Genomic DNA, 23850 nt, shown 5'->3' on the forward strand with positions numbered 1-23850 from the left:
TGAAAACTAGATATCGAAACGAAAGTAAATGCGAATTAGAACATTCCTTTTTAGCTGAACTTGTGTTAAACAAGTTTCAATAAAAACGGTAGATTGCTATTGCTCATATTGAGCAATTGGTTAAGCTACTAAGAGCACACGGAGGATGCCTAGGCGCTAGGAGCCGATGAAGGACGTGGCGAACAACGAAACTGCCTCGGGGAGCTGTAAGCAAGCTTTGATCCGGGGGTGTCCGAATGGGGAAACCCAGCTGGGGTAATTTCCAGTTACTCATAACTGAATACATAGGTTATGTAGAGGCATACCAGGGGAACTGAAACATCTAAGTACCCTGAGGAAGAGAAAACAATAGTGATTCCGTCAGTAGCGGCGAGCGAACGCGGAGAAGCCCAAACCAGAGAGCTTGCTCTTTGGGGTTGTGGGACGTCTCACATGGAGTTACAAAGGAACCGGTTAAGCGAAGAGGTCTGGAAAGGCCCGCCAAAGAAGGTAAAAGCCCTGTAGTTGAAAGTCTGTTCCCTCCGAGACGGATCCCGAGTAGTGCGGGGCACGTGAAACCCCGTATGAATCCGGCAGGACCATCTGCCAAGGCTAAATACTTCCTAGCGACCGATAGTGAAGCAGTACCGTGAGGGAAAGGTGAAAAGCACCCCGGAAGGGGAGTGAAATAGAACCTGAAACCGTGTGCTTACAAAAAGTCAGAGCCCGTTTTAGGGGTGATGGCGTGCCTTTTGTAGAATGAACCGGCGAGTTACGTTCCCGTGCAAGGTTAAGGTGAAGAGCCGGAGCCGCAGCGAAAGCGAGTCTGAATAGGGCGACTTAGTACGTGGACGTAGACCCGAAACCGGGTGATCTACCCCTGTCCAGGGTGAAGGTGCGGTAACACGCACTGGAGGCCCGAACCCACGCATGTTGAAAAATGCGGGGATGAGGTGGGGGTAGCGGAGAAATTCCAATCGAACTCGGAGATAGCTGGTTCTCCCCGAAATAGCTTTAGGGCTAGCCTCGGAAAACAGAGTCGTGGAGGTAGAGCACTGATTGGGTGCGGGGCCCGCAAGGGTTACCAAGCTCAGTCAAACTCCGAATGCCATAGACTTACTTCCGGGAGTCAGACAGTGAGTGCTAAGATCCATTGTCAAAAGGGAAACAGCCCAGACCATCAGCTAAGGTCCCCAAGTGTGTGTTAAGTGGGAAAGGATGTGGAGTTGCACAGACAACCAGGATGTTGGCTTAGAAGCAGCCACCATTGAAAGAGTGCGTAATAGCTCACTGGTCGAGTGACTCTGCGCCGAAAATGTAACGGGGCTAAACACACCACCGAAGCTATGGCTTGATGCTTTGCATCAGGGGTAGGGGAGCGTTGTATAAGGGTTGAAGGTGTACCGTAAGGAGCGCTGGACATTATACAAGTGAGAATGCCGGTATGAGTAACGAAAAGATCAGTGAGAATCTGATCCGCCGAAAGCCTAAGGGTTCCTGAGGAAGGCTCGTCCGCTCAGGGTAAGTCGGGACCTAAGGCGAGGCCGAAAGGCGTAGTCGAAGGACAACAGGTCGAAATTCCTGTACCACCGTAAGCCGTTATGAGCAATGGGGGGACGCAGTAGGGTAGTGACGCGGACTGATGGATGTCCGTCTAAGCAGTAAGGCTGATGTGTAGGCAAATCCGCACATTGTAAGGCTGAGCTGTGATGGGGAGCGAAAATTGTAGTAGCGAAGGTCATGATCTCACACTGCCAAGAAAAGCCTCTAGCCAGGTGATGGTGCCCGTACCGCAAACCGACACAGGTAGGCGAGAAGAGTATTCTAAGGCGCGCGGAAGAACTCTCGTTAAGGAACTCGGCAAAATGACCCCGTAACTTCGGGAGAAGGGGTGCCCCGGTAGTGTGAATAGCACGAGGGGGCCGCAGTGAAAAGGCCCAAGCGACTGTTTAGCAAAAACACAGGTCTGTGCGAAGCCGTAAGGCGAAGTATACGGGCTGACGCCTGCCCGGTGCTGGAAGGTTAAGGGGAGTGGTTAGGGAGTAATCCCGAAGCTGTGAACCGAAGCCCCAGTAAACGGCGGCCGTAACTATAACGGTCCTAAGGTAGCGAAATTCCTTGTCAGGTAAATTCTGACCCGCACGAATGGCGTAACGACTTGGGCGCTGTCTCAACGAGAGATCCGGTGAAATTTTAATACCTGTGAAGATGCAGGTTACCCGCGACAAGACGGAAAGACCCCATGGAGCTTTACTGCAGCTTGATATTGAATTTGGGTACGATCTGTACAGGATAGGTGGGAGCCTTTGAAACGTGAGCGCCAGCTTGCGTGGAGGCAACGTTGGGATACCACCCTGATCGTATCTAGGTTCTAACCTGGTACCGTAATCCGGTGCGGGGACAGTGTCAGGTGGGCAGTTTGACTGGGGCGGTCGCCTCCTAAAGAGTAACGGAGGCGCCCAAAGGTTCCCTCAGAATGGTTGGAAATCATTCGAAGAGTGCAAAGGCATAAGGGAGCTTGACTGCGAGACCTACAAGTCGAGCAGGGACGAAAGTCGGGCTTAGTGATCCGGTGGTACCGCATGGAAGGGCCATCGCTCAACGGATAAAAGCTACCCTGGGGATAACAGGCTTATCTCCCCCAAGAGTCCACATCGACGGGGAGGTTTGGCACCTCGATGTCGGCTCATCGCATCCTGGGGCTGAAGTAGGTCCCAAGGGTTGGGCTGTTCGCCCATTAAAGCGGTACGCGAGCTGGGTTCAGAACGTCGTGAGACAGTTCGGTCCCTATCTGTCGTGGGCGTAGGAAATTTGAGAGGAGCTGTCCTTAGTACGAGAGGACCGGGATGGACGTACCGCTGGTGTACCAGTTGTTCCGCCAGGAGCACCGCTGGGTAGCTATGTACGGACGGGATAAACGCTGAAAGCATCTAAGCGTGAAGCCCCCCTCAAGATGAGATTTCCCAGTATGTAAGACCCCTTGAAGACGACGAGGTAGATAGGCTGGGGGTGGAAGTGCAGCAATGCATGGAGCTGACCAGTACTAATCGGTCGAGGGCTTATCCAATAGCAAGTGATAATTCGCATGTTTCGTTTCGAATCTAGTTTTCAGGGAGCAATCCTTGAATGATGTTGATGATTGTTATTTGGAGAGATACCCAAGTGGCTATAAGGGGACCCTCTGCTAAGGGGTTAGACTGCGTAAGCGGTGCGAGGGTTCGAATCCCTCTCTCTCCGCCATCTTTACCTAAAGGTGGACAAGCAATCGATACACAATTAATATGGCGGTGTAGCTCAGCTGGCTAGAGCGTACGGTTCATACCCGTAAGGTCGGGGGTTCGATCCCCTCCGCCGCTACCATATTACCCAGGAGGCTTAGCTCAGCTGGGAGAGCATCTGCCTTACAAGCAGAGGGTCGGGGGTTCGATCCCCTCAGCCTCCACCATATACGCCGGTGTAGCTCAACTGGTAGAGCAACTGACTTGTAATCAGTAGGTTGGGGGTTCAAGTCCTCTCGCCGGCACCATTAATGCCTGGAACCGTGGTGTAGTTGGCCTAACATGCCTGCCTGTCACGCAGGAGATCGCGGGTTCGAATCCCGTCGGTTCCGCCATTAATCCTAAAAATTAAATATGGCTCGGTAGCTCAGTCGGTAGAGCAGAGGACTGAAAATCCTCGTGTCGGCGGTTCGATTCCGTCCCGAGCCACCTTTAATCCCTGGAGGATTAGCGAAGTGGCCAAACGCATCAGACTGTAAATCTGCTCCCGTACGGGTTCGGTGGTTCGAATCCATCATCCTCCACCAGTTTTATGAGTCATTAGCTCAGTTGGTAGAGCACCTGACTTTTAATCAGGGTGTCGAAGGTTCGAGCCCTTCATGACTCATCTTTAAAAAAAGAGTGATTAATCATTAATTTGATTAGTCGCTCTTTTTTGTTATGTGATTTTAGCTCAATATGGATATTTATTAATGCTGGGCAAGATATGATAAACTAATAGAAAACATGCAGAGTGGTGACGTTCATTATATGAAGCTCATACCTGATCTAAAACAGCAAATTGAAGTCATTATAGGCACAACTTTGGACGAATATGAAATTACAATAGAAGAATGGATGCAATCCGTTGCCAATCTGGTTGGTAATCATGAAAATTCAGAGACCGTTGGTCATAAAGGTGAGCGTCAGGAGGTATCTGATCAATCTGCAACTCCAATTTCATCCGATGTGATCAGTCTGAATACGGGAAAGCGTATATTTTTTAAGGTTCGGATGAATGAGCAAGAAGAGACTGTTGTGTGTTGGGGATGCCCTGCAAAATCAATTACCGTGGAAACACGACAATTGATTGAGCTTTTAATCCGTACTAACACGGCTCTACCCGATGAGGTACAACCTGTTGTATATGAGAATGATAGGGAGCAGTATTTGACTGAATTGGGTCTCTGGCTTAAAGAGCAGATCGAAGAACCAACCAAGCAGGAATCTGAAGCGGTTCCTGATCGCTTTGTGGTGCCCGCAGGATTAAATGCTGAGAAGATTCTATTTTTGCTGCAAGGGGATACACCGGATGCACATCGTTTACGATCCAAGGAACTCAACAAGTTGCTTGAGAGTTACTTTGGCGAGGAGATTGTATTGATTCCTTTAGGTGAGCAAGAGTGGATTTTCATGGGTGATAAAGAAATTGTTACAGAAGAAGCCGAGGAAGATACAACGGAGGCCAAAAAGGATTCACTGAACGCTTTTTGTCTGGGGTTGCATGAATTGGTTGCCAGTGAGTGGGCTGGGGTGTTCCATCTGTCTGCATCTCTGCCATGCATTCCTGCACAACAACTTGTATCGGTCACAACTCTTCTTAGAGAAAGTGTTCACTTGGGGAGAGCATTCCATGTTACGCAGCATATTCATCTCCCATGGGATCTGCATCTGGAACGGTTGGTAGCGAGCATTCCAGATGACCAACGTATACGTTTTATAAAGGAAACAGGCAAAGACACGGTTATCTTCAATGATAGTGAGACACTTGCTACGCTGGAGACTTTTTTTAGCCTGGACTGTAATGTCAGCGAGACAGCGAAACGACTTTTCATTCATCGTAATACGTTGGTATACCGTCTGGATAAGATCAAACAGGAGATTGGCTATGATGTGAGGCACTTCGAAAGTGCTGTTCTAGTGCAGTTTTTACTACTAATGTACAAAGTGACGAAAAAGCATTGATATTTTTGTGCAGTTTGCGAATAGTCAAACCTCACGTTGATAGGGTATTATAAAAATACAAATTGTATTCGATTACAAAATGATCTCTGAGGAGGCAACAATCATGGCTGGAGTACGTTTAGAGCATATTTTCAAAAAATACCCGGGTTCTGATAAAGCAACTGTAGTTGACATTAACCTGGACATTAAAGATAAAGAATTTCTGGTACTGGTAGGTCCGTCCGGTTGTGGTAAATCAACAACACTTCGTATGATCGCAGGCCTTGAGGAAATTTCTGAAGGTAAACTCTATATCGGTGACCGTGTCGTTAATGATGTTGCACCTAAAGACCGCGATATCGCGATGGTATTCCAATCCTATGCCTTGTATCCGCATATGAGCGTATATCAAAACATGGCGTTTGGTTTGAAGTTGCGTAAGGTTAAAAAAGATGAGATCGACAAACGTGTACGTGAAGCAGCTAAAATCCTGGATATCGAGCATTTGCTTGAGCGTAAACCTAAGGCATTGTCCGGTGGTCAACGTCAACGTGTCGCTTTGGGACGTGCGATTGTCCGTGATCCACAAGTGTTCTTGATGGATGAGCCTCTCTCCAACTTGGATGCCAAACTGCGTGGTCAAATGCGTGCAGAGATCACTAAACTTGCGAAACGTTTGGAAACAACTGTTATCTACGTAACGCATGACCAGATCGAAGCTATGACGATGGGTGATCGGATCGTTGTTATGAAGGATGGTATCATCCAACAAGCAGCTTCTCCGGAAGAGTTGTATAACCTGCCGGCTAACCTGTTCGTAGCTGGTTTCATCGGTTCCCCGACAATGAACTTTATCTCGGGTAAACTGGCTGAGCAAGGTGCTAACCTGCACTTCGTAGCTCCAGGCGTGGACGTTGAAATCCCGCAAGGTAAAGCACAAGTGTTGAAATCTAGAGGATACATTGGCAAAGAAGTGATTCTGGGTGTTCGTCCAGAAGACATTCACGAAGAGCCAGTATTCCTGGAAGCATCCCCGAACTCCGTATTCTCTACACACGTAGATGTTACAGAGAACCTGGGTCACGAAATGCTCCTCTACTTGAGCGGTGTTGGTAACGATACAACAATCGCACGTGTAGACGGACGTTCTAACACTCGTGATGGTTCCACAGTTAAAATGGCCATCGACATGAACAAGGTTCATATCTTTGACAAAGAGACTGAAGTGAACGTACTTCTTCAAGACTAATATTACTGGGATTCCTCGGTGACGATGGAACCTGACAGTTAATGCAATTATACATTGTAATGAGAGCCCCTTCCGTTATTGCTGGAAGGGGCTTTTTTAAGATTATTGGAACTATAAGTTTCGGCGGAGTTGAAGGATTAATAACCGTAAGAAAAACAGCCGCTAAACTACGAATGTAATATCCTAGAAGGTGCTTCGATCAGAGGACTTTTCTTACTAATGGTTGTCGGAGGCTGCGATTGCATTCATCCCGGAATTCATTTAAGATTATTTGAAGGTCTGTCTTCATATATTTGAGAGAATCGACTGTTGGAAGGGGATGCAGGCTGTACCCCATGTTGTGAATGCGCTAATAATGGAAATAACTGATACACGATCTGATGTACATAGAGGGACAGCTAATGCTGAAAGGAAGAGACAAATGGCGAAAAAAGTGAAAGTATCTGAACTCGTGCAGCAATTTCAGTTGGAGGTTGTTTCTGGATCTCACGGATTGAAAAGAGTCATTACGGTAGATGACCTGAACCGTCCTGGTCTGGAAATGGCCGGTTATTTTGAATACCATCCACAAGAACGGGTACAGCTACTTGGAAGAACGGAGTTAGCTTTCTTTGCAATGTTACCTGAGCAAGAGCGGCGCGATCGTATGCAACGTCTTTGTACGGAAGAGACGCCTTGTATCGTTGTCACGCGTGGACTGGAAGTTCCGCAAGAGCTGATTGATATCAGTGAAGAACAGAATCTGGCTGTACTTCGCAGCAACATGGCTACAACGATTTTATCCAGCCGGATCACGGGATTCCTGGAAAAGAAATTGGCACCAACAGCAACCATTCACGGTGTACTTTGTGATGTCTATGGCGTAGGTATGCTGATCACAGGTAGTAGCGGTATCGGTAAGAGTGAAACAGCACTTGAACTGGTGAAACGTGGACACCGACTGATTGCCGATGATGCGGTAGAGATCCGCCAAACGTCAGATTTTCAGCTGCACGGTACTGCACCTGAATTGATCCGCCACTTGCTCGAAATTCGAGGTGTCGGTATTATCAACGTCATGACATTGTTCGGAGCTGGTGCGGTTCGGAATAACAAACGAATTACTTTGGTTGTGCGTCTTGAAGCATGGCAGCAGGATAAACAATATGATCGTCTGGGTCTGGATGAAGAGACTACACGTATCATTGATACGGATGTACCTCTTGTTACGATTCCTGTTCGTCCGGGACGGAACTTGGCGGTTATTATTGAAGTGGCAGGTATGAACTATCGCCTGAAACAGATGGGTCTGAATGCTGCACTGCAATTCACAAACAAGCTGACAGCAACCATCTCGGAAGATATGGAAGACATGGATTAAGAAATATTTTATACAAGGAAATGAAGATAAATGGTTGACATGTACTGCTTCTCTTAAGGCGCAGTGTATGCCAACCATTCGTCATGCGTGCGATTGATTGAATAAATAGGAGTGTGAATGAATGGATACATTATTACTGTTGAACCCGATTGCGTTCTCTATTGGAGCGTTAAAGGTTCACTGGTACGGGCTGATTCTTGGTGCCGCGGCGCTTATAGGATTACTGCTCGTGATCCGGGAGGGCAAACGATACAATATTCCACAGGAAGTGTTCATGGACATGGTCCTGCTGGGTGTGCCTTCTGCCATCATTGGTGCCCGCATCTACTACGTCGCATTTAAGTGGGAAGATTATAAGGATAATTTCTGGGATGTCTTTAAAATATGGAATGGCGGTATTGCCATTTATGGTGCCCTTATTGGTGCAATCATCTGTGCAGTTATTTTCTTCCGTCGTAAAGGGTATAACTTCTGGCGTATGGCCGATATCTGTGCGCCTGGACTGCTCGTAGGGCAGCTGATCGGACGCTGGGGGAACTTTGTAAATCAGGAAGCCTACGGCGGTCCTGTAGAAGAATCATTTTTGAGAGACAAGCTTCATCTGCCGGACTTTATTGTGAATCAAATGAACGTAGAAGGCGTATTCCACCATCCTGCATTTTTGTATGAATCGATGTGGAGTCTCGTTGGTCTGGTCTTGTTGCTGGTTCTGCGTCGTCAGAAGTTTCTGCGTTCAGGTGAACTGTTCATGTCTTATTTCATCTGGTACTCTATCGGTCGCTTCTTCATTGAAGCTCTACGTACGGACAGTCTTGGCTTCCAGGCTCCGCAATGGGTTGCTTCATTAGTGAACGGGCTGTGGTCTCCAATGACTGCAATGGGCTTTGAACAAGGATATCTGGATCCTGCTTATGGTAATGTAAGAATCTCGCAACTGCTCGCGATTGGTATCATTATTGTTGCTGTTGTATTCATTGTGGTGAGAAGAGTGACAGGTAAAGCAGATGTTCGTTATAGTGATCCGATTGTATCGTCCAAAGTTACCTCAGATGATATGGAGCATACGGGAACAGTTGCTGGCAAAGAGAATAAGGTAACACCTCCAGCCAAAGATGATCCAAAGCAAGTTGATGATAAAAAGGAGTAATGCAACATGATTGACACGGTATTGTTTGATCTGGACGGAACGATTATTGATACCAATGAGTTGATTATCAGCTCATTCCAGCATGTCATGGGGGGATGGGAACATTCAGCTCCATGGACACGGGAACAGATCATTCCACATATGGGTGGTACACTGGAGCAGCAAATGCGTACCTTCTCTGGCCAGGAGGAAGTTTCCGAGTACGTGAAAGGTTACCGTGCTTATAATGATATCCATCATGAAGCGATGGTTAGACCTTTTCCGCATGTTATTGAGGTAGTAGAGGAGCTGCATCAGGCCGGCATTGTGATGGGTGTAGTCACAACCAAAATTCGTCCATCTACATTAAAGGTACTAGAACGTTTTGACCTACTGAAATATATGAAGACGATTGTAACAGTGACCGATGTAACGAATCCGAAGCCACATGCTGAACCGGTACTGAAAGCCATGACGGAACTGGGTGCAGATCCTGCCAAAACGTTAATGGTGGGTGATAGTCCGGTGGATATCCAATCGGCACAGAATGCGGGCGCTCTATCGGCGGGGGTTGCATGGTCCCTTAAAGGGGAAACAATCCTGAACGGATATGGACCCGACCATATGTTGCATGACATGAGAGACTTGTTGAAACTCATCCGTATTGAAACGGGACGTTCATGAGAAAAGTAACCCGCTATCCGGTAGAGGACCAGAATGCACTTTGGCATATCTACAAGACAGTGAGTCCGTGGAAGGGCGTTCGTAATTTTATCTGGATCCAGTTGTCACGCTACTGTCCGATTCTATCGGTGAAGAACTGGATTTACCGCCGAATGCTCGGCATGAAGGTGGGAAAACACACGGCCTTTGGCCTGATGGTGATGGTGGATGTGTTTTTTCCGGAGAAAATAACGGTCGGCGAAAACTCGGTCATCGGTTACAACACAACGATTCTCGCTCATGAGTATCTCATTAAGGAGTACAGGCTCGGTGAGGTGATTATCGGGGAAAATGTACTGATTGGTGCTAACACAACGATTCTGCCCGGGGTAACCATAGGAGATGGAGCCGTTGTGGCTGCTGGAGCTGTCGTACATAAGGATGTTGCCCCAGGAGCTTTTGTTGGAGGTAATCCACTGCGTGATTTATCCCGTGCGGCAGCTTCTACGGAAGAGACTGTCTTTAACACGGATGATTCTTCTCAGGGTAGTGTGCATTAAGGCAATAAAGTAATGAATGAAGATGGTTGAAGTAAAAAGCTGCTTATGGCAGCTTTTTTCGTATATAAATACCGATTGGTGAGCGTAACGGTGTGTATATAAAACGATATGTCGATCCAAGGGCAATCAAGCTTGGGTATTGTTGACGGTAGTGCGGATTTCATGTTATCATATCCCATATCCTTTAGTTTGTTAGCACTTTACCATGTGAAAGCATTCTTGGAGAAATGAAGCATAATAAAGATTGAACTAAACCAATAGTTTGAAGGTTTATGCGATAATACTGTGATTCAAGTTTATAAAAGTTTATAAGATAGAATGGGGATTTACACTACATAAATCCTGTTGAAATAGAACGAGTGCGACTCTTAAACTACTGACTCGGGGTGAATATTACCAATGTCCAAACCAAAAGGTTTTGAAAAACCGACCGGATTCCGCGACTATACACCACATGTAGTATCCAAGCTGCGGACGATTGAACGCAATGTACTGGAATGTATGGAACGCTGGGGTTACCGTCAGATCATCACACCAACGATTGAATATTACGATACGGTCGGTGTAGCAAGCTCTACATCAGATCGCAAATTATTTAAATTGCTAAACAGCCGGGGAACCACGCTGGTACTTAGATCGGATCTAACGGCTCCAATTGCACGCGTCGTTTCATCGATGCTTAAAGATGAGCAGTTGCCGCTCCGTCTGTCCTATCATGCGAACGTATTTCGTTCCATTGAAGAGGAAGCTGGGCGTGAGGCTGAATTTTTCCAGACGGGCGTGGAGCTGGTTGGAGACGACTCACCTGAGGCGGATGCAGAAGTTGTTGCGCTTGCGATTGCCTCTTTGCAGGCAGCGGGCGTGTCTTCTTTTAAAATAGCGATGGGTCATATGGGATTCCTGAACGGATTACTGGAGGAAGTGATTCCAGGCCAGACAGCGGAGCAGGAGCAATTGAAGGAAGGGTTGCTCGGACGTGATTATGTCGGCTATCGTCAGTCGATTGAAGCATTGAATCTGGAGCCTAAGCTGAAAGAACAGCTTGAAGCGATCCTTCGTCTGCGCGGTGGTAAGGAAGTATGCACACATGCGGTAGAGCTAAGTTCAAGTGCTGAAGCAGCACAGTCGATTGCACATCTGTGTGCCGTATTTGAAGTGTTGGAAGCGTACGGTGTATCCGAGCATGTGCTGATTGATCTGACGATGATCGGTGATTTCTCCTATTATACTGGCATGACCTTTGAAGGGTATGCAGCCGAACTAGGATCTCCGGTATGTAGCGGTGGACGGTATGATAATCTGTTACAACAGTTTGGTCGTTCATTGCCAGCTACAGGATTTGCACTGAAAACGAACCGTATTATTGATGGTGTTCATGGCATTACCATTGAAGAGAAAAAACCGGTACTTATCCAATATACCCCGAAACGTCGGGCTGAGGCATTAACAGAAGCGGCAAGATTACGCAGTATGGGACAAAATGTAGTGACACTCCTTCTTCCTGAAGACGGGGCTGGGGCAAGTGCCGTATCGGTTGAAGCAAGAACCGCTCAGGCTGAGCATGTTATTACTTACGGATCTGAAGAAGGAGGACGCTGAGATGTCGGATATTCTGAAGGTGGCAATGCCGAAGGGCCGAATCTATAAAAAAGCCTCCAAACTGTTTCGTGAAGCGGGGCTGGATATTCCAGAAGACGTGGATGATACACGCAGATTGGTCATCGAAGTACCGGAAGCGGGAATGGAATTCATTATGGCGAAGCCAGTAGATGTTCCAACATATGTGGAGTACGGTGTTGCCGATATCGGAATTGTTGGTAAAGACGTGCTGCTAGAGGAAAATCGGGACGTGTACGAACTGTTGAACCTGGGAATTGCCCAGTGCCGTATGTCTGTGATCGGACTTCCAGACTGGAAGCCAGGCATACAGCAACGTGTTGCGACGAAGTATCCAAGGATTGCTTCACAGTATTTCCGGGAGCAGGGGCAGCAGGTCGAGGTGATCAAGCTGAATGGTTCCATTGAGCTTGCGCCTTTGATTGGTCTGGCAGACCGGATCGTCGATCTGGTGGAAACAGGTCAGACACTGCGCGAGAACGGATTGGTGGAGATGACAGGCATTCTGGACATCACCAGCCGTCTTATCGCCAATCGGGTAAGTTACCGAATGAAAAATGCACGAATCCAGGCTTTGTGTGATGCACTTCAGCAGGTCATACCGGCATCGAATGAGATATCGGCGGGAAGCTTTCGGGGATAAATTAATGTTTTGGAAACATAGATGAGAAACATACAAAGCAGAAGCAAAAGTAAGAGTAAGAGACAAAATAAAGAAGCGAATCGGCCATGAGTAGGCAGGCATTACAGGGGATAAGGAGGTTGTACGCATGAAAATTGTACCTGCACGAGAGTTTGATCTGAAGCGGGAAGTGGAGTATGGCACGCCGGAGCAAAATGAAACGGTACGGCGCATTGTCAGCGACATTCGCCGTGAGGGTGATGCGGCACTGCTGCGTTACACGGAGCAGCTGGACCGCACAAAGCTGACGGCCGCGGAATTGCGCGTGCCGCAGGAAGAGCTGCAGGCGGCTTATGCAACCGTGGAGCCATCCTTTGTGACGGCGATCCGGCAAGCCGCCGCCAACATTCGTGCGTTTCACGAGAAACAGAAACGCAACTCGTGGATGGATTGGCAGCCGGACGGCAGCCTGCTGGGCCAGGTCATCCGACCGCTGAAGCGGGTCGGGGTCTATGTACCTGGCGGCAAAGCAGCGTATCCATCGTCTGTGCTGATGAATGTGATTCCGGCACAGGTGGCAGGCGTGCCGGAGATTGTTCTTGTGACACCGCCGTCTACGAACGGTGGCGAAGGTATTAACCCGTACATCCTCGTTGCTGCTGCGGAAGCAGGCGTGAGCGAGATGTACCGGGTTGGCGGCGCTCAGGCTATCGCCGCCCTGGCTTACGGCACGGAGAGTATTGCACCGGTCGACAAGATCTGTGGACCGGGCAATATTTACGTGGCGCTCGCGAAGCGCGAGGTGTACGGTGCGGTCGATATCGATAGTATCGCCGGACCGAGTGAGATTGTGGTGCTCGCCGATGATACGGCGAATCCGGTGTATGTCGCCGCCGACCTGTTGTCGCAGGCGGAACATGACGAGATGGCATCGGCCATTCTCGTCACGAATTCGGCCACGCTGGCGGAAGCCGTGCAGGGCGAAGTGCAGCGGCAGCTTGAAGTGCTGCCGCGGCGGGATATCGCTGCTGCTTCGGTAGAGCAGTATGGCGCCATTATTGTGGTTGATTCCATCGATGAGGGAATCGATGTGGTGAACCGGCTTGCACCGGAGCATCTGGAGATCATGGTGCAGGAGCCGATGGCTTACGCTGGCCGGATCGAAAATGCCGGTGCGATCTTCCTCGGCCCGTACAGCTCGGAGCCGGTAGGGGATTATTTTGCAGGACCCAATCACATTATTCCGACCAATGGCACTGCGCGATTCAGTTCGCCAGTGGACGTGGATGATTTTATCAAAAAATCGAGTCTGATCTATTATAGTAAAGAAGCGCTGCTGCAGAACGGAGCGGCTATTATAGAGTTGGCCCGCCATGAGGGTCTTGAAGGGCATGCCCGTGCAATCGCTGTACGGTTAGAACAGGAAGGAAAGGCGGAATCGGACAATGGATAAGCAAAATAATGGTGTGGAACTTGAAAACAAAGGTGCAGTGCGCCAAGCAGAGGTTGACCGCAAAACAAACGAGACCAATATCCAATTGGACTTTAAAGTAGATGGCACAGGACAATCCACGATTGAAACGGATGTACCTTTCCTGAACCATATGCTGGATCTGTTCACGAAGCACGGACAATTCGACCTGAACGTGCATGCCCGTGGAGATATTGATATCGACGATCATCACACGGTTGAAGACATCGGAATCTGTCTGGGACAGACATTGCGAGAAGCGTTGGGTGACAAACGCGGAATTAAGCGTTACGCCAGTGTTTTTGTACCGATGGACGAGGCACTCGCTCAGGTTATTATTGATGTGAGCAATCGGCCTCACTTTGAATATCGTGCAGAATACCCTTCCCAACAGGTAGGCAGTTTCTCCACGGAGCTGGTACATGAATTCCTGTGGAAATTGGCGCTGGAAGCTCGGATTACGTTACATGTCATTGTACACTATGGTCAGAACACCCACCACATGATTGAAGCGATCTTTAAGGCATTGGGACGTGCACTGGATGAAGCTACGATGATTGATCCACGTGTAACGGGTGTGCCTTCCACGAAGGGAGTGCTGTAGACGATGGCGATTGCAATTGTCGATTACGGTATGGGTAACCTGCACAGCGTCGGCAAAGCGGTCGAACGTCTTGGCTACGAAGCGCTGGTCACGGGTGACCGGGAAGAGATTCTTGGTGCAGATGGTGTTATTCTGCCAGGCGTAGGTGCTTTTGGTGATGCGATGGTTCATCTGCGGGAGAGTGGACTGGATACGGTGGTGAAAGAAGCCGCTGCCGGGTCCAAGCCACTGCTCGGGATCTGTCTGGGGATGCAGTTGTTGTTCAGCTCAAGCGAAGAGCATGGCGAGCATGAGGGACTGGATATTTTGCCAGGTAAAGTGGTGCGATTCGCACCAGGAGAGCTGAAGGTTCCTCATATGGGATGGAACCGTTTGGAATTTCTGCACGCGGAAAACCCGCTATTTGCGGGGCTTGAGGCAGGTCACGTCTATTTTGTCCACTCCTATCATGCACTTACCGAAAACAGGGACGATCTGCTGGCGGTAACGGATTACGGACATCCGGTGACAGCCATTGTAGGCAGAGGATCCAACTTCGGCATGCAATTCCACCCGGAAAAAAGTGGAGAGCTTGGCATGAAGCTGCTCGGCAACTTTCTGGCTCTGACAGGAGCGCCTGTACAAAGGTAAAGCATCATCTCTTCTTAACTATAGAAAGCGTACAAATCTAATTCATATTCAGGAGGCCTTGTATGTCATCTTTTATCCTATATCCGGCGATTGATATCCGGGACGGCAAATGTGTAAGACTGGTGCAGGGAGATTATAATCAGGAGACCGTGTATAACGATGACCCGGTTCAAGTGGCTCTATCCTGGGAGAAGCAAGGCGGTACATACGTTCATCTGGTGGATCTGGATGGTGCGAAAGCAGGACATCCTGTTAACGATGAGCTGATCGGGCGGATTGCCTCGGCTGTGAACGTACCTGTTCAGGTGGGCGGCGGACTTCGTACGGTAGCGGATGTAGAACGTTTGCTGGGTCTGGGTGTTAGCCGGCTGATCATTGGAACAGCAGCGATTGAGGATCGTGCTTTTACAGAGGAAGTACTGGGACGTTACGGCGACAAAGTGGCAATTGGTATCGATGCACGTAACGGTTACGTGGCAACTCGCGGTTGGCTTGAAACATCGGAAGTACAGGCAGAGGTTCTCGCGAAGGAATTGGCGGCGTATGGGGCAGAAACGTTTATCTTTACGGATATTTCCCGTGATGGCATGATGCAGGGTCCTAATGTGGAAGCGATTGTGTCTCTAGCCAAGGCAAGCGGACGGACGGTTATTGCTTCCGGCGGTGTGAGTGTAATGGATGATCTGCTTCGTCTGAGTCGCCACGCGGATGATGGTGTTGGTGGAGCAATCGTGGGTAAAGCATTGTATACGGGAAGCATCGATCTGTCTGAAGCGGTACGTGCAGTAAATAAGTAAGGGATATTCGGATAGAGAGGAAGAGGTAGCATGCTGGCAAAAAGAATCATCCCCTGTCTGGACGTGAAGGACGGCCGGGTCGTCAAAGGCGTCAACTTCGTTAATCTCCGCGATGCGGGTGATCCGGTAGAGCTGGCGGCGCTATATGACCGCGAGGGCGCGGACGAATTGGTATTTCTCGATATCTCCGCTTCGGTAGAAGGTCGTGAAACGATGGAAGAAGTCGTGCGGCAGACGGCTGGCGAGATCGCTATCCCCTTTACGGTAGGTGGTGGCATCTCCAAGGTGGAGGACATGAAGCGGATTCTCCGTGCAGGAGCGGATAAAATTGCAGTGAATACAGCCGCGGTACTTAATCCGCAGTTGATCGCAGATGGTGCACGTCGCTTTGGCTCGCAGTGCATCGTGGTAGCGATTGATGCCAAGTATAACGAAGCTTGGGGCGAGTGGGAAGTCTATACCCATGGTGGACGGAAACCCTCCGGGATCAAGGCGCTGGAATGGGTTAAACAGGCTGAGAGCTTGGGCGCGGGAGAGATTCTTCTCACAAGTATGGACGCGGACGGAACAAAAGACGGCTTCGATCTGAAGCTGACGGCAGCAGTATCCGAATCTGTGCGTATTCCAGTCATCGCATCGGGCGGTGCGGGTAAGGAGTCTCATTTCTATGATGTATTCACCACAGGCAAAGCGGACGCAGGGTTGGCCGCAACGATTTTCCATTACAAAGAAATCGCCGTACCGGCGTTAAAACAACATTTGAGAGAACAAGGGGTGGAGATCCGTGACTAAAGTGAGCGATGAAATCAAGGAACAGTTGTCCTTGGAACAGGTTGTGGAACACATTCGTTGGAGTGATGGTTTGGTTCCTGCCATTGTGCAGGATGTGAATACTCGGGAAGTCTTAATGATGGCTTATATGAATCGCGAATCTCTGAAGTTGTCGCTTGAATCCGGTGAGACGTGGTTCTGGTCACGCTCGCGTCAGGAGTTGTGGCATAAAGGGGCAACATCTGGCAACGTGCAGACGATTACTTCCCTAAAATATGATTGTGACGGCGATACCTTGTTGGTTGAGGTGAAACCGAACGGTCCAGCTTGCCATACAGGGGCGGTAACTTGTTTCCATAATGAGATTATTGGTTTGCCAGAGAAATCGGCAGATAAGGTTTCGGATGAAGCGGGTGCGGCATCTGCTTCGGCAAATTCCGGTTCCGAAAGTCGCTTCGAGGTATTGGCTGAACTGGAATCCGTTATTGCAGAACGTGAACGTGAACGCCCTGAGGGTGCATATACAACATATCTGTTTGATAAAGGTGTAGACAAAATACTGAAAAAAATCGGTGAAGAAGCGTCCGAGACGATCATCGCCGCCAAAAATAAAGATAATGACGAGCTTCGTCTGGAAGTCAGTGACCTGATGTATCACCTGCTCGTCCTGTTACAAGAGCGCAAGCTGCCGCTGGACGACATTATGTCAGAGCTGAGCCGCCGTCATGAACGGCCTCGCCGCGATTAGGAGGCGAGTTTCGTGCGTATAGACTATCATACACACCATGAGCGGTGTGGACATGCCGTTGGCAAACTGGAAGAGTACGTGCAACGTGGTGTGGAGATCGGACTATCCCAGATTGGATTGTCCGATCACATGCCCTTGTTGCATGTCGATCCGGCTCAATATTATCCGGAAATGGCGATGCCTATGGATGAACTGCCGCGTTACGTAGAGGAGTGTTTCTCCCTGAAAGAACGTTACCGTGGGCAGATTGACGTACGTGTTGGTCTGGAAGGTGACTATATTGAAGGCTGGGAAACAGAGATCCGTGCGATCATTGAGCGTTATCCATGGGACTATGTGATTGGCTCCGTTCATTTCCTCGGGGAATGGGACATTACGGATTTCCGCCAGACCCATCACTGGGAGGGCAAAGACATCCTTGAAGTATATCGTCAGTACTACGATGCCGTAAGCAAGGCAGCCGCCACGGGCATGTACGATATTATGGGCCATACGGATGTCATTAAACGCTTCGGTTTTGCTCCTTCAGCGGAGCAGACAAATGAACGTATCTCACTGGAGAACGCAGCGTTGCAGGCTATTGCCAAAAGTGGCTGCGCCATGGAACTGAATGCTTCCGGGTTATCGAAACCTTGTGCCGAGATGTTCCCTAGTCGCAGAATGCTGACAGAAGCCATTCGCTTGGGTATTCCATTAACCATGGGCTCTGATGCACATGACCCAATGAAGCTGGGGGATTATTTGCCTGAAGCTGAAGCACTTTTACATGAGTTGGGCTGTACGGAAGTCGCTGTTTTTGAAGGCCGTCATCGCTCGTTCATTCCTTTAAATGTATGAGCCATTAGAGTATAATGAGGGTAGGAAATAACCTTTTAGATAAGGGATTATATAGGGACTTCAACCCTCGGGAGGGCATTATGCAGCATTCGTTACGTATTTTTTCCGGTTCATCGAACCCTAAGCTGGCAGAACAGGTATGTGACAAGCTGGGTGTACAACTGGGCAAGATCAAGCTGTCCAGGTTCAAGAGCGGAGAAATATACGTTCATTATGAAGAAACGATCCGTAATTGTGATGTGTTTCTGGTACAGTCGTTGTCTCATCCGATCAATGAGCTGTTTGTCGAGCTGTTGGTGATGATTGATGCTGCCAAGAGGGCTTCCGCGCGCACTGTGAACATCATTGTTCCGTATTACGGCTATGCTCGTCAAGAGCGCAAATCCGCTCCACGGGAACCGATCTCGGCCAAGATGGTAGCAGATGTATTAACTACGGCTGGTGCCAATCGAGTGGTAACGATCGACCTGCACGCAGCGGCCATTCAGGGATTCTTCAACATTCCGGTTGACCATATGACATCACTGGATCTGATTAGTGATTATTTGTTAAGCAAAGGAATCGAGAACCCTGTTGTAGTCTCCCCGGATGCGGGACGAGCATCGATGGCAGAGAAGCTGGCGAACCGTCTGGATTCTCCATTTGCCATTATGATCAAGAAACGTCCAAGCCATAATGAATCGGTGATTACCCATGTCATTGGTGATGTAGAAGGACGGACACCTATTATTATTGAGGATCTGATCGACACCGGAACAACCATTCTGAATGTTGTGGAAGGGTTGAAGGAGCGTGGCTCCAAAAATGTATATGTATGTGCAACACACGGATTGTTCTCGGATGGGGCAGTAAGTAAATTGAATCACCCGTCAATTGAAGAGGTGGTAGTTACGGACTCGATCGCACTGCCAGATGACCACCCTGAATGCTTCAAAGTGTTACCTGTTGCACCAATGCTGGCCCGCGCCGTACGCATTATTGTGGATGGTGGCTCTATGGCCACATTGTTTAAAGATTCTGGCATTTAGAGCATCGAGGATATAACGGTGTGCTGCCAGATGAACTGTTCCGTGTCTGAGTTGTTGTCTGCTCAGCACGGTTTTTTTGTTTTGGCTCTTTGAATTCAATTCTTGCTTTGCTGCTCAGAGGCTTGTGCTATAATAACATAAAATCAGTTATGATAGCGTTATCATATAGTATTCAGCCCCTAAGGTGAGATGGATGCTGAACAGTAGAACCACGGCTGAGAACATTGGCATCGTGGAGTGAGGAGTGGGGTCTATTGTCTCGTAATTGGTACTACCGGTTATTGTTCTCGTACTTCCCAATTTTTTTTCTTACGGTGACCATACTCATTTTCATCGCGTTTGTTTTCATCAATGACATCTCTAAAGAGGAAACCAAAAAAGCAGACCGAATTTCTTCCAGTTATATGATAGACACAGTGGATCGTACAATCAGGGATATTGAACTATCCATCCTGGAAACGGTACAGAGTCAGCAGGCATACAAACTCTATTTTAATAACACAACCCTGACCAGCTCGGACACGGTGTATTCAATTGCGCAGAATTTACGTGAGCTATCCAATTCGTCCTCATGGATTCAATCCATCTATCTATATGACAAGCGAAATAAACATGTTCTGACCGTAAGTGGTTCCAGAGAAGTGGAAGGTTTCTCGGATAAGGCATGGATTGATCAGATGGGTAACGGTTCTATCGGTTCAGGCTGGCAGCCGGTCCGGGAATTCGATGCGGACTCTGTTCAACGTACCCCTATTCGCGTATTAACCGTGAACAAGGACATGCCTTTGCCTTTTGGCTCTCAGGGCACATTGGTCATTAATATCAAGATGAGCAGCATTGAACAGAGTGTAGATAGTATGGTTAATGGTCAGCTCTCATTCCTGACGATTACGGATCGGGACGGTAAGGTTGTGTATAATGCACACTCGGACCAAGAGGGCTCGATAGATGGTCAGGAACTGAATAGGCTACCGCTAGAAAGATTGGGCTGGACAATATCCAGTGGAATTAAGGCCGGCAACTTATTTGGCTGGGTATCTGTCATATCTTATGTATGGGTAATCATTGCTATTGTGACTGTCATCTGTGCGATTGTATATATCGTGTACATTACTCGCCGTAACTATAAACCCATTCAGATCATCATGAACCGGATTGAGTCTCATCAGATTCGGGCATTCGAACACTCAGGTGCTCGCACGGATGAGATGAAGATGATTGACGGTGTGCTTGAGAATCTGATTAATCATATGATGGATTATGACAAGAAAAGCAGGGAAAATGTACTCATGCAGCGCAGCAAGTTGTTCAATGCCCTGTTGCATGGTGAACACATGGATAATGCAGCAGAGCAATTAAAAGAGCTCTCTCCACTGAATGACGTGCATGACTCGTCGCGTTTTGTCGTTGTTGTTGGAGAGATTAACCGATATGAGAAGGGATTTCAGGAGAGATACACGAGAGGTGAACAAAATACTCTGAAGTTTGCCTTGATGAACGTTTTGCAAGAGCTGTCACGTAATACGGGAGTCCAATGCTGGACGGAATGGATTAGTGTGGATCGAATTGCAATCCTTTTTGTGTTCAAAGAACAGAATGATAACAACTTGGATATGTCTGGGCAGATTCGTGTTGTAGCTGAGGAATGCAAATCTTGGGTAGAACAAAATCTACGCATTTCCTTAAGCTTTGGCATTGGACCTATGGCTCAGGGAATCGGTGCAATACGAGATTCCTATGCGGCCGCAGAAGCGGTAATGCAACGCAAACTGTTGATGAATGGAGATGTCGGCCAAGCCGACTGCGGTGAACCACAGCATCCTTTGCTGGATACCTATACCTATCTGCAAATGATTGCGGACTTTGTTAAGCGGTTCCGGATGTCGAGTGGACAGTGGCGGGAACAGTTGGAGGAGATCTTTACAGCATTTGAACAGAACAAACTGCCGGATGATGAGATTCGTTCTCTGATTCAGGCCATGTTACAGATGCTCAGCCGAGAGGTGGCGATGATGTCGGAAGGACTCCAGGAAGAGCTGTCCGAGGAAAACATCAACAGATGGTTGAGTGCTGTGGAAGAGGCAGAGACGCTTGCGGATGTGAAAGGTCTTTTGTTCGATGGTCTGACGGACTTGTTCAGAACGTATGTGGCGGTAACAGAAACCAAGAGTTACAAAGCAATGGTCAACGAAATGAAAAATTATATCGAAGAACAGTTTGCGAATCCGGATCTTTCATTGAAACATCTGAGCGACCGATTCCAGATTACGGGCAAACATGCGAGTTATTTGTTCAAGACAGAATTCAACATGAAGTTTGTTGATTTTGTTACAGAGCTTCGCATGAAGGAGACGGAGCAGCTTCTGCTCAATACCGATTACTCTTTGCAGGATATTGCCCTGAAGGTTGGGTATGCAAATGGAATTACGTTGGGACGTGTATTTAAGCGGGTAACGGGTATTACACCAGGAGATTATCGTCGTTTGAAACGTGAACATCGAGAACCCGAAAAGTAACGCAAAAGTGAACATATTCTGAGATCTGTACATCAGGATAACACAGGGTGAATTTCATGCAGTCACTTTCCACTTAGGAGAGAGGCTTGCAGAGGTTCGCCCTGTTTTCGTTGAACAGTTCTCTGCTGCCCGAGATCGATGTAACTGTTTTCGCAGGATAGCAAGCTAATATTCCTGTTTTTTCACCGTTTACGAATATAGGCAGTGTGTGAAAATGGTTTATCCGACTTGGGACAGGCAGTTCCGATCCTTGAGGCGAAGAGTGCCGTCAAAGCCTAGAGCAGCGCAGCTTTGGGAAAAGAATCAGTCTGCGAAAATAGGCTTAGCATATAAACCATAATCCGTTTGTAAGCGCTTCCGAAAGTGGTTTATTGCAGGATAACGGAAAAATGTGAAATACTCTGGGCAAGCTTTAAACATTCACGCAAAGCCAAAGGGGATGACAAAATGAGAAGCAAAGCAACCAAAGGGAGTCTGAAAAAATGGATGGGTTTGGCGCTGACGATGGTAATGGGCGTTTCTTTACTTGCGGGATGCTCATCAGCATCAGAAGAATCAGCTGAAGGCGGAACATCAGGCAATGGCGAGCGCGTTACCTTAAAGGTGGAGATTTTCGACCGTGGTAACAGTCCTTCACCGTACACAATTACGAACAACTATCTATCTAAAATGATTCAGGAGAAGTTCGGTGATCCCAACAATATTGATGTACAGTTTGTACCCGTTCAGCGTTCTGAGGAAGTTACCAAGCTGAACGTCCTGATGGCTAGCAATACGGATGTCCCTGATATTGTCTTTGTTTATGACTCAAGCGTGTTTTATCGGTATGCCCAGCAGGGTGGTTTGACTGATGTTGGAGAGTTGATTGATCAGCACGGTCCGAACCTGAAGAAGTTCCTGGGTGAAGATACTTTGAAGTTCGGGCAAGTGGAAGGACAACAGTTTGCTGTTCCGGGTAAACGTGCGATCACAGGCCGATACAGCTCTTACATTCGTCAGGATTGGCTCGATAAGCTGGGATTGCCAGCGCCGAAGACCACAGATGAATTATATACAACTTTGAAAGCGTTCAAGGATAAAGATCCTGGTGGTCTCGGAAGCAAAAACATCCCAATGGGTATGGCTCTTGCACCAGCTCAATTCGAAACGCTCATCTACTCATTCATTAAGCCAGTTAGTGGCGACCTGACCTATGGTCAAAGGTATGAATTGCCGTTGCATGAAGGATTCAAAGAATCGATGCAGTTCCTGAACAAACTGTACAACGAAGGTTTGATCAGCAAAGACTTCAGTTTGGATGAAGACAAAACGCAGTTAGGGAAAGACATTCAAAACGGTAACGTAGGTTACTGGTCTGAAGATGTGGATGCCATGTTCTACGGAGATGGCACACTGGATAATTTGCGTAAAAATGTGAGTGGTAGTGAAGTGTTGCCGGTTGATGTATACACCGATCCAAATGCAGACAACAAACACATCAAGTCACGCTACGGAACAAATGGTATGTACATTATGATTCCGAAGAGCAGCAAACGTTCTGTCGAAGCGATCAAATATCTCGACTGGATGGCATCTGACAACAATCTGATTGATATCTACAGTGGTGTGGAAGGCGAGAACTATGATCTGGTAGACGGCATTCCGGTTGTGAAAGAGGATGCATCCCAGGAAGCGCAGGATCGTCTATTTAACGCAGGGGATACAGCCATTATCTCGAACGGTAAAAACATTGGTGATCAAGCGACGAATGAAAAAGCATGGATTATGGGCTTCCCGCAAAATAATCAGGAGATGCTGAAACAATCCATTGATATTGCTAACACCGATACGGTAGGACCGATCATTTTCGACAAACCGATTGAAGCAGAGATGAAGTACAGCACAGCTCTCAAAGACAAATTAAATGTCATTATCGTAAAAACAGCGATGGCTAAGCCAGCGGAATTCGATGCGGTATATGAAAAAGAAATGGCTGATTTCATGTCTCTGGGTGGTACTGAACTGAAAAAAGAACTTGAAGAAGCGGTTCAGGCACTCCCTGCAAAATAAGTAACTCTACACTTCAAGATCA

The 23850-nt window shown here is 48.0% G+C and carries 18 protein-coding genes, 8 tRNA genes and 1 rRNA gene; all 27 read left to right on the forward strand.

The annotated features are described in order from the left end of the window. The first annotated feature begins 118 nt into the window (after positions 1–118). Positions 119–3046 (forward strand): 23S ribosomal RNA (locus tag MHI14_RS27695). An 81-nt stretch (positions 3047–3127) separates the two neighbouring features. Continuing rightward, positions 3128–3219, forward strand: a tRNA-Ser gene (locus MHI14_RS27700). Positions 3220–3262: 43 nt separating this feature from the next. Next, positions 3263–3339 (forward strand) — tRNA-Met (locus tag MHI14_RS27705). A gap of 9 nt (positions 3340–3348) precedes the next feature. After that, positions 3349–3424, forward strand: a tRNA-Val gene (locus tag MHI14_RS27710). Positions 3425–3429: 5 nt separating this feature from the next. Continuing rightward, a tRNA-Thr gene (locus tag MHI14_RS27715) sits at positions 3430–3505 on the forward strand. A 9-nt stretch (positions 3506–3514) separates the two neighbouring features. Then, a tRNA-Asp gene (locus MHI14_RS27720) sits at positions 3515–3592 on the forward strand. A gap of 21 nt (positions 3593–3613) precedes the next feature. After that, positions 3614–3686: transfer RNA gene (locus MHI14_RS27725), tRNA-Phe, on the forward strand. Between the two features lie 12 nt (positions 3687–3698). Continuing rightward, positions 3699–3784 (forward strand) — tRNA-Tyr (locus tag MHI14_RS27730). Positions 3785–3791: 7 nt separating this feature from the next. Further along, positions 3792–3864, forward strand: a tRNA-Lys gene (locus MHI14_RS27735). A 143-nt stretch (positions 3865–4007) separates the two neighbouring features. Beyond that, positions 4008–5201: a PucR family transcriptional regulator gene (locus MHI14_RS27740; RefSeq protein WP_341131792.1), complete on the forward strand. Its 1194-nt coding sequence runs from the start codon at positions 4008–4010 to the stop codon at positions 5199–5201. A gap of 103 nt (positions 5202–5304) precedes the next feature. Beyond that, entirely contained in the window at positions 5305–6429 is a 1125-nt protein-coding gene (locus MHI14_RS27745) for an ABC transporter ATP-binding protein (protein ID WP_062837775.1), read from the forward strand. A 421-nt stretch (positions 6430–6850) separates the two neighbouring features. After that, the gene (gene hprK / locus MHI14_RS27750) at positions 6851–7789 is read left to right on the forward strand and encodes an HPr(Ser) kinase/phosphatase (protein ID WP_017691278.1); all 939 of its coding nucleotides are present in this window, start codon (positions 6851–6853) and stop codon (positions 7787–7789) included. A 121-nt stretch (positions 7790–7910) separates the two neighbouring features. Continuing rightward, positions 7911–8936 (forward strand): prolipoprotein diacylglyceryl transferase, encoded by a 1026-nt coding sequence (gene lgt / locus MHI14_RS27755; protein ID WP_091038611.1) that lies wholly within the window; start codon positions 7911–7913, stop codon positions 8934–8936. Between the two features lie 6 nt (positions 8937–8942). Beyond that, a complete protein-coding gene (ppaX, locus tag MHI14_RS27760) occupies positions 8943–9599 on the forward strand; it encodes a pyrophosphatase PpaX (RefSeq protein WP_341131793.1) in 657 nt (218 codons plus the stop codon). After that, positions 9596–10138: an acyltransferase gene (locus MHI14_RS27765; protein ID WP_036616162.1), complete on the forward strand. Its 543-nt coding sequence runs from the start codon at positions 9596–9598 to the stop codon at positions 10136–10138. The genes ppaX and MHI14_RS27765 overlap by 4 nt, the downstream gene beginning before the upstream one ends. A 399-nt stretch (positions 10139–10537) precedes the next feature. Beyond that, the gene (locus MHI14_RS27770; protein ID WP_341131794.1) at positions 10538–11737 is read left to right on the forward strand and encodes an ATP phosphoribosyltransferase regulatory subunit; all 1200 of its coding nucleotides are present in this window, start codon (positions 10538–10540) and stop codon (positions 11735–11737) included. Between the two features lies 1 nt (position 11738). After that, on the forward strand, positions 11739–12398 hold the full coding sequence (gene hisG, locus MHI14_RS27775; RefSeq protein ID WP_076333453.1) for an ATP phosphoribosyltransferase: 660 nt from the start codon (positions 11739–11741) through the stop codon (positions 12396–12398). A gap of 127 nt (positions 12399–12525) precedes the next feature. After that, positions 12526–13830: a histidinol dehydrogenase gene (gene hisD / locus MHI14_RS27780; protein ID WP_133387300.1), complete on the forward strand. Its 1305-nt coding sequence runs from the start codon at positions 12526–12528 to the stop codon at positions 13828–13830. Further along, positions 13823–14452, forward strand: coding sequence for an imidazoleglycerol-phosphate dehydratase HisB (gene hisB / locus MHI14_RS27785; RefSeq protein WP_133387299.1), 630 nt, complete (start codon positions 13823–13825; stop codon positions 14450–14452). The genes hisD and hisB overlap by 8 nt, the downstream gene beginning before the upstream one ends. Positions 14453–14455: 3 nt before the next feature. After that, positions 14456–15082: an imidazole glycerol phosphate synthase subunit HisH gene (gene hisH, locus MHI14_RS27790; RefSeq protein ID WP_133387298.1), complete on the forward strand. Its 627-nt coding sequence runs from the start codon at positions 14456–14458 to the stop codon at positions 15080–15082. A gap of 62 nt (positions 15083–15144) precedes the next feature. Then, positions 15145–15879, forward strand: a complete 735-nt coding sequence (gene hisA, locus MHI14_RS27795) for a 1-(5-phosphoribosyl)-5-[(5-phosphoribosylamino)methylideneamino]imidazole-4-carboxamide isomerase (protein WP_047841450.1) — start codon at positions 15145–15147, stop codon at positions 15877–15879. A 30-nt stretch (positions 15880–15909) separates the two neighbouring features. Next, complete coding sequence (gene hisF / locus MHI14_RS27800) at positions 15910–16671, forward strand: imidazole glycerol phosphate synthase subunit HisF (RefSeq protein ID WP_017691268.1); 762 nt, start codon at positions 15910–15912, stop codon at positions 16669–16671. Further along, the gene (hisIE, locus tag MHI14_RS27805; RefSeq protein ID WP_371129108.1) at positions 16664–17398 is read left to right on the forward strand and encodes a bifunctional phosphoribosyl-AMP cyclohydrolase/phosphoribosyl-ATP diphosphatase HisIE; all 735 of its coding nucleotides are present in this window, start codon (positions 16664–16666) and stop codon (positions 17396–17398) included. Before hisF ends, hisIE begins: the two co-directional genes overlap by 8 nt. 12 nt (positions 17399–17410) lie before the next feature. Next, entirely contained in the window at positions 17411–18235 is an 825-nt protein-coding gene (gene hisJ, locus MHI14_RS27810; protein ID WP_091038627.1) for a histidinol-phosphatase HisJ, read from the forward strand. Positions 18236–18315: 80 nt separating this feature from the next. Further along, on the forward strand, positions 18316–19263 hold the full coding sequence (locus tag MHI14_RS27815; protein WP_036616184.1) for a ribose-phosphate diphosphokinase: 948 nt from the start codon (positions 18316–18318) through the stop codon (positions 19261–19263). A gap of 254 nt (positions 19264–19517) precedes the next feature. Beyond that, positions 19518–21779 (forward strand): helix-turn-helix domain-containing protein, encoded by a 2262-nt coding sequence (locus tag MHI14_RS27820; RefSeq protein ID WP_339311636.1) that lies wholly within the window; start codon positions 19518–19520, stop codon positions 21777–21779. A 447-nt stretch (positions 21780–22226) separates the two neighbouring features. Then, positions 22227–23828: an extracellular solute-binding protein gene (locus MHI14_RS27825; protein ID WP_341131795.1), complete on the forward strand. Its 1602-nt coding sequence runs from the start codon at positions 22227–22229 to the stop codon at positions 23826–23828. Positions 23829–23850 lie beyond the last annotated feature (22 nt).

Source organism: Paenibacillus sp. FSL K6-2393, assembly GCF_038002545.1.
In the GTDB taxonomy this organism is placed as follows: Bacteria; Bacillota; Bacilli; order Paenibacillales; family Paenibacillaceae; genus Paenibacillus.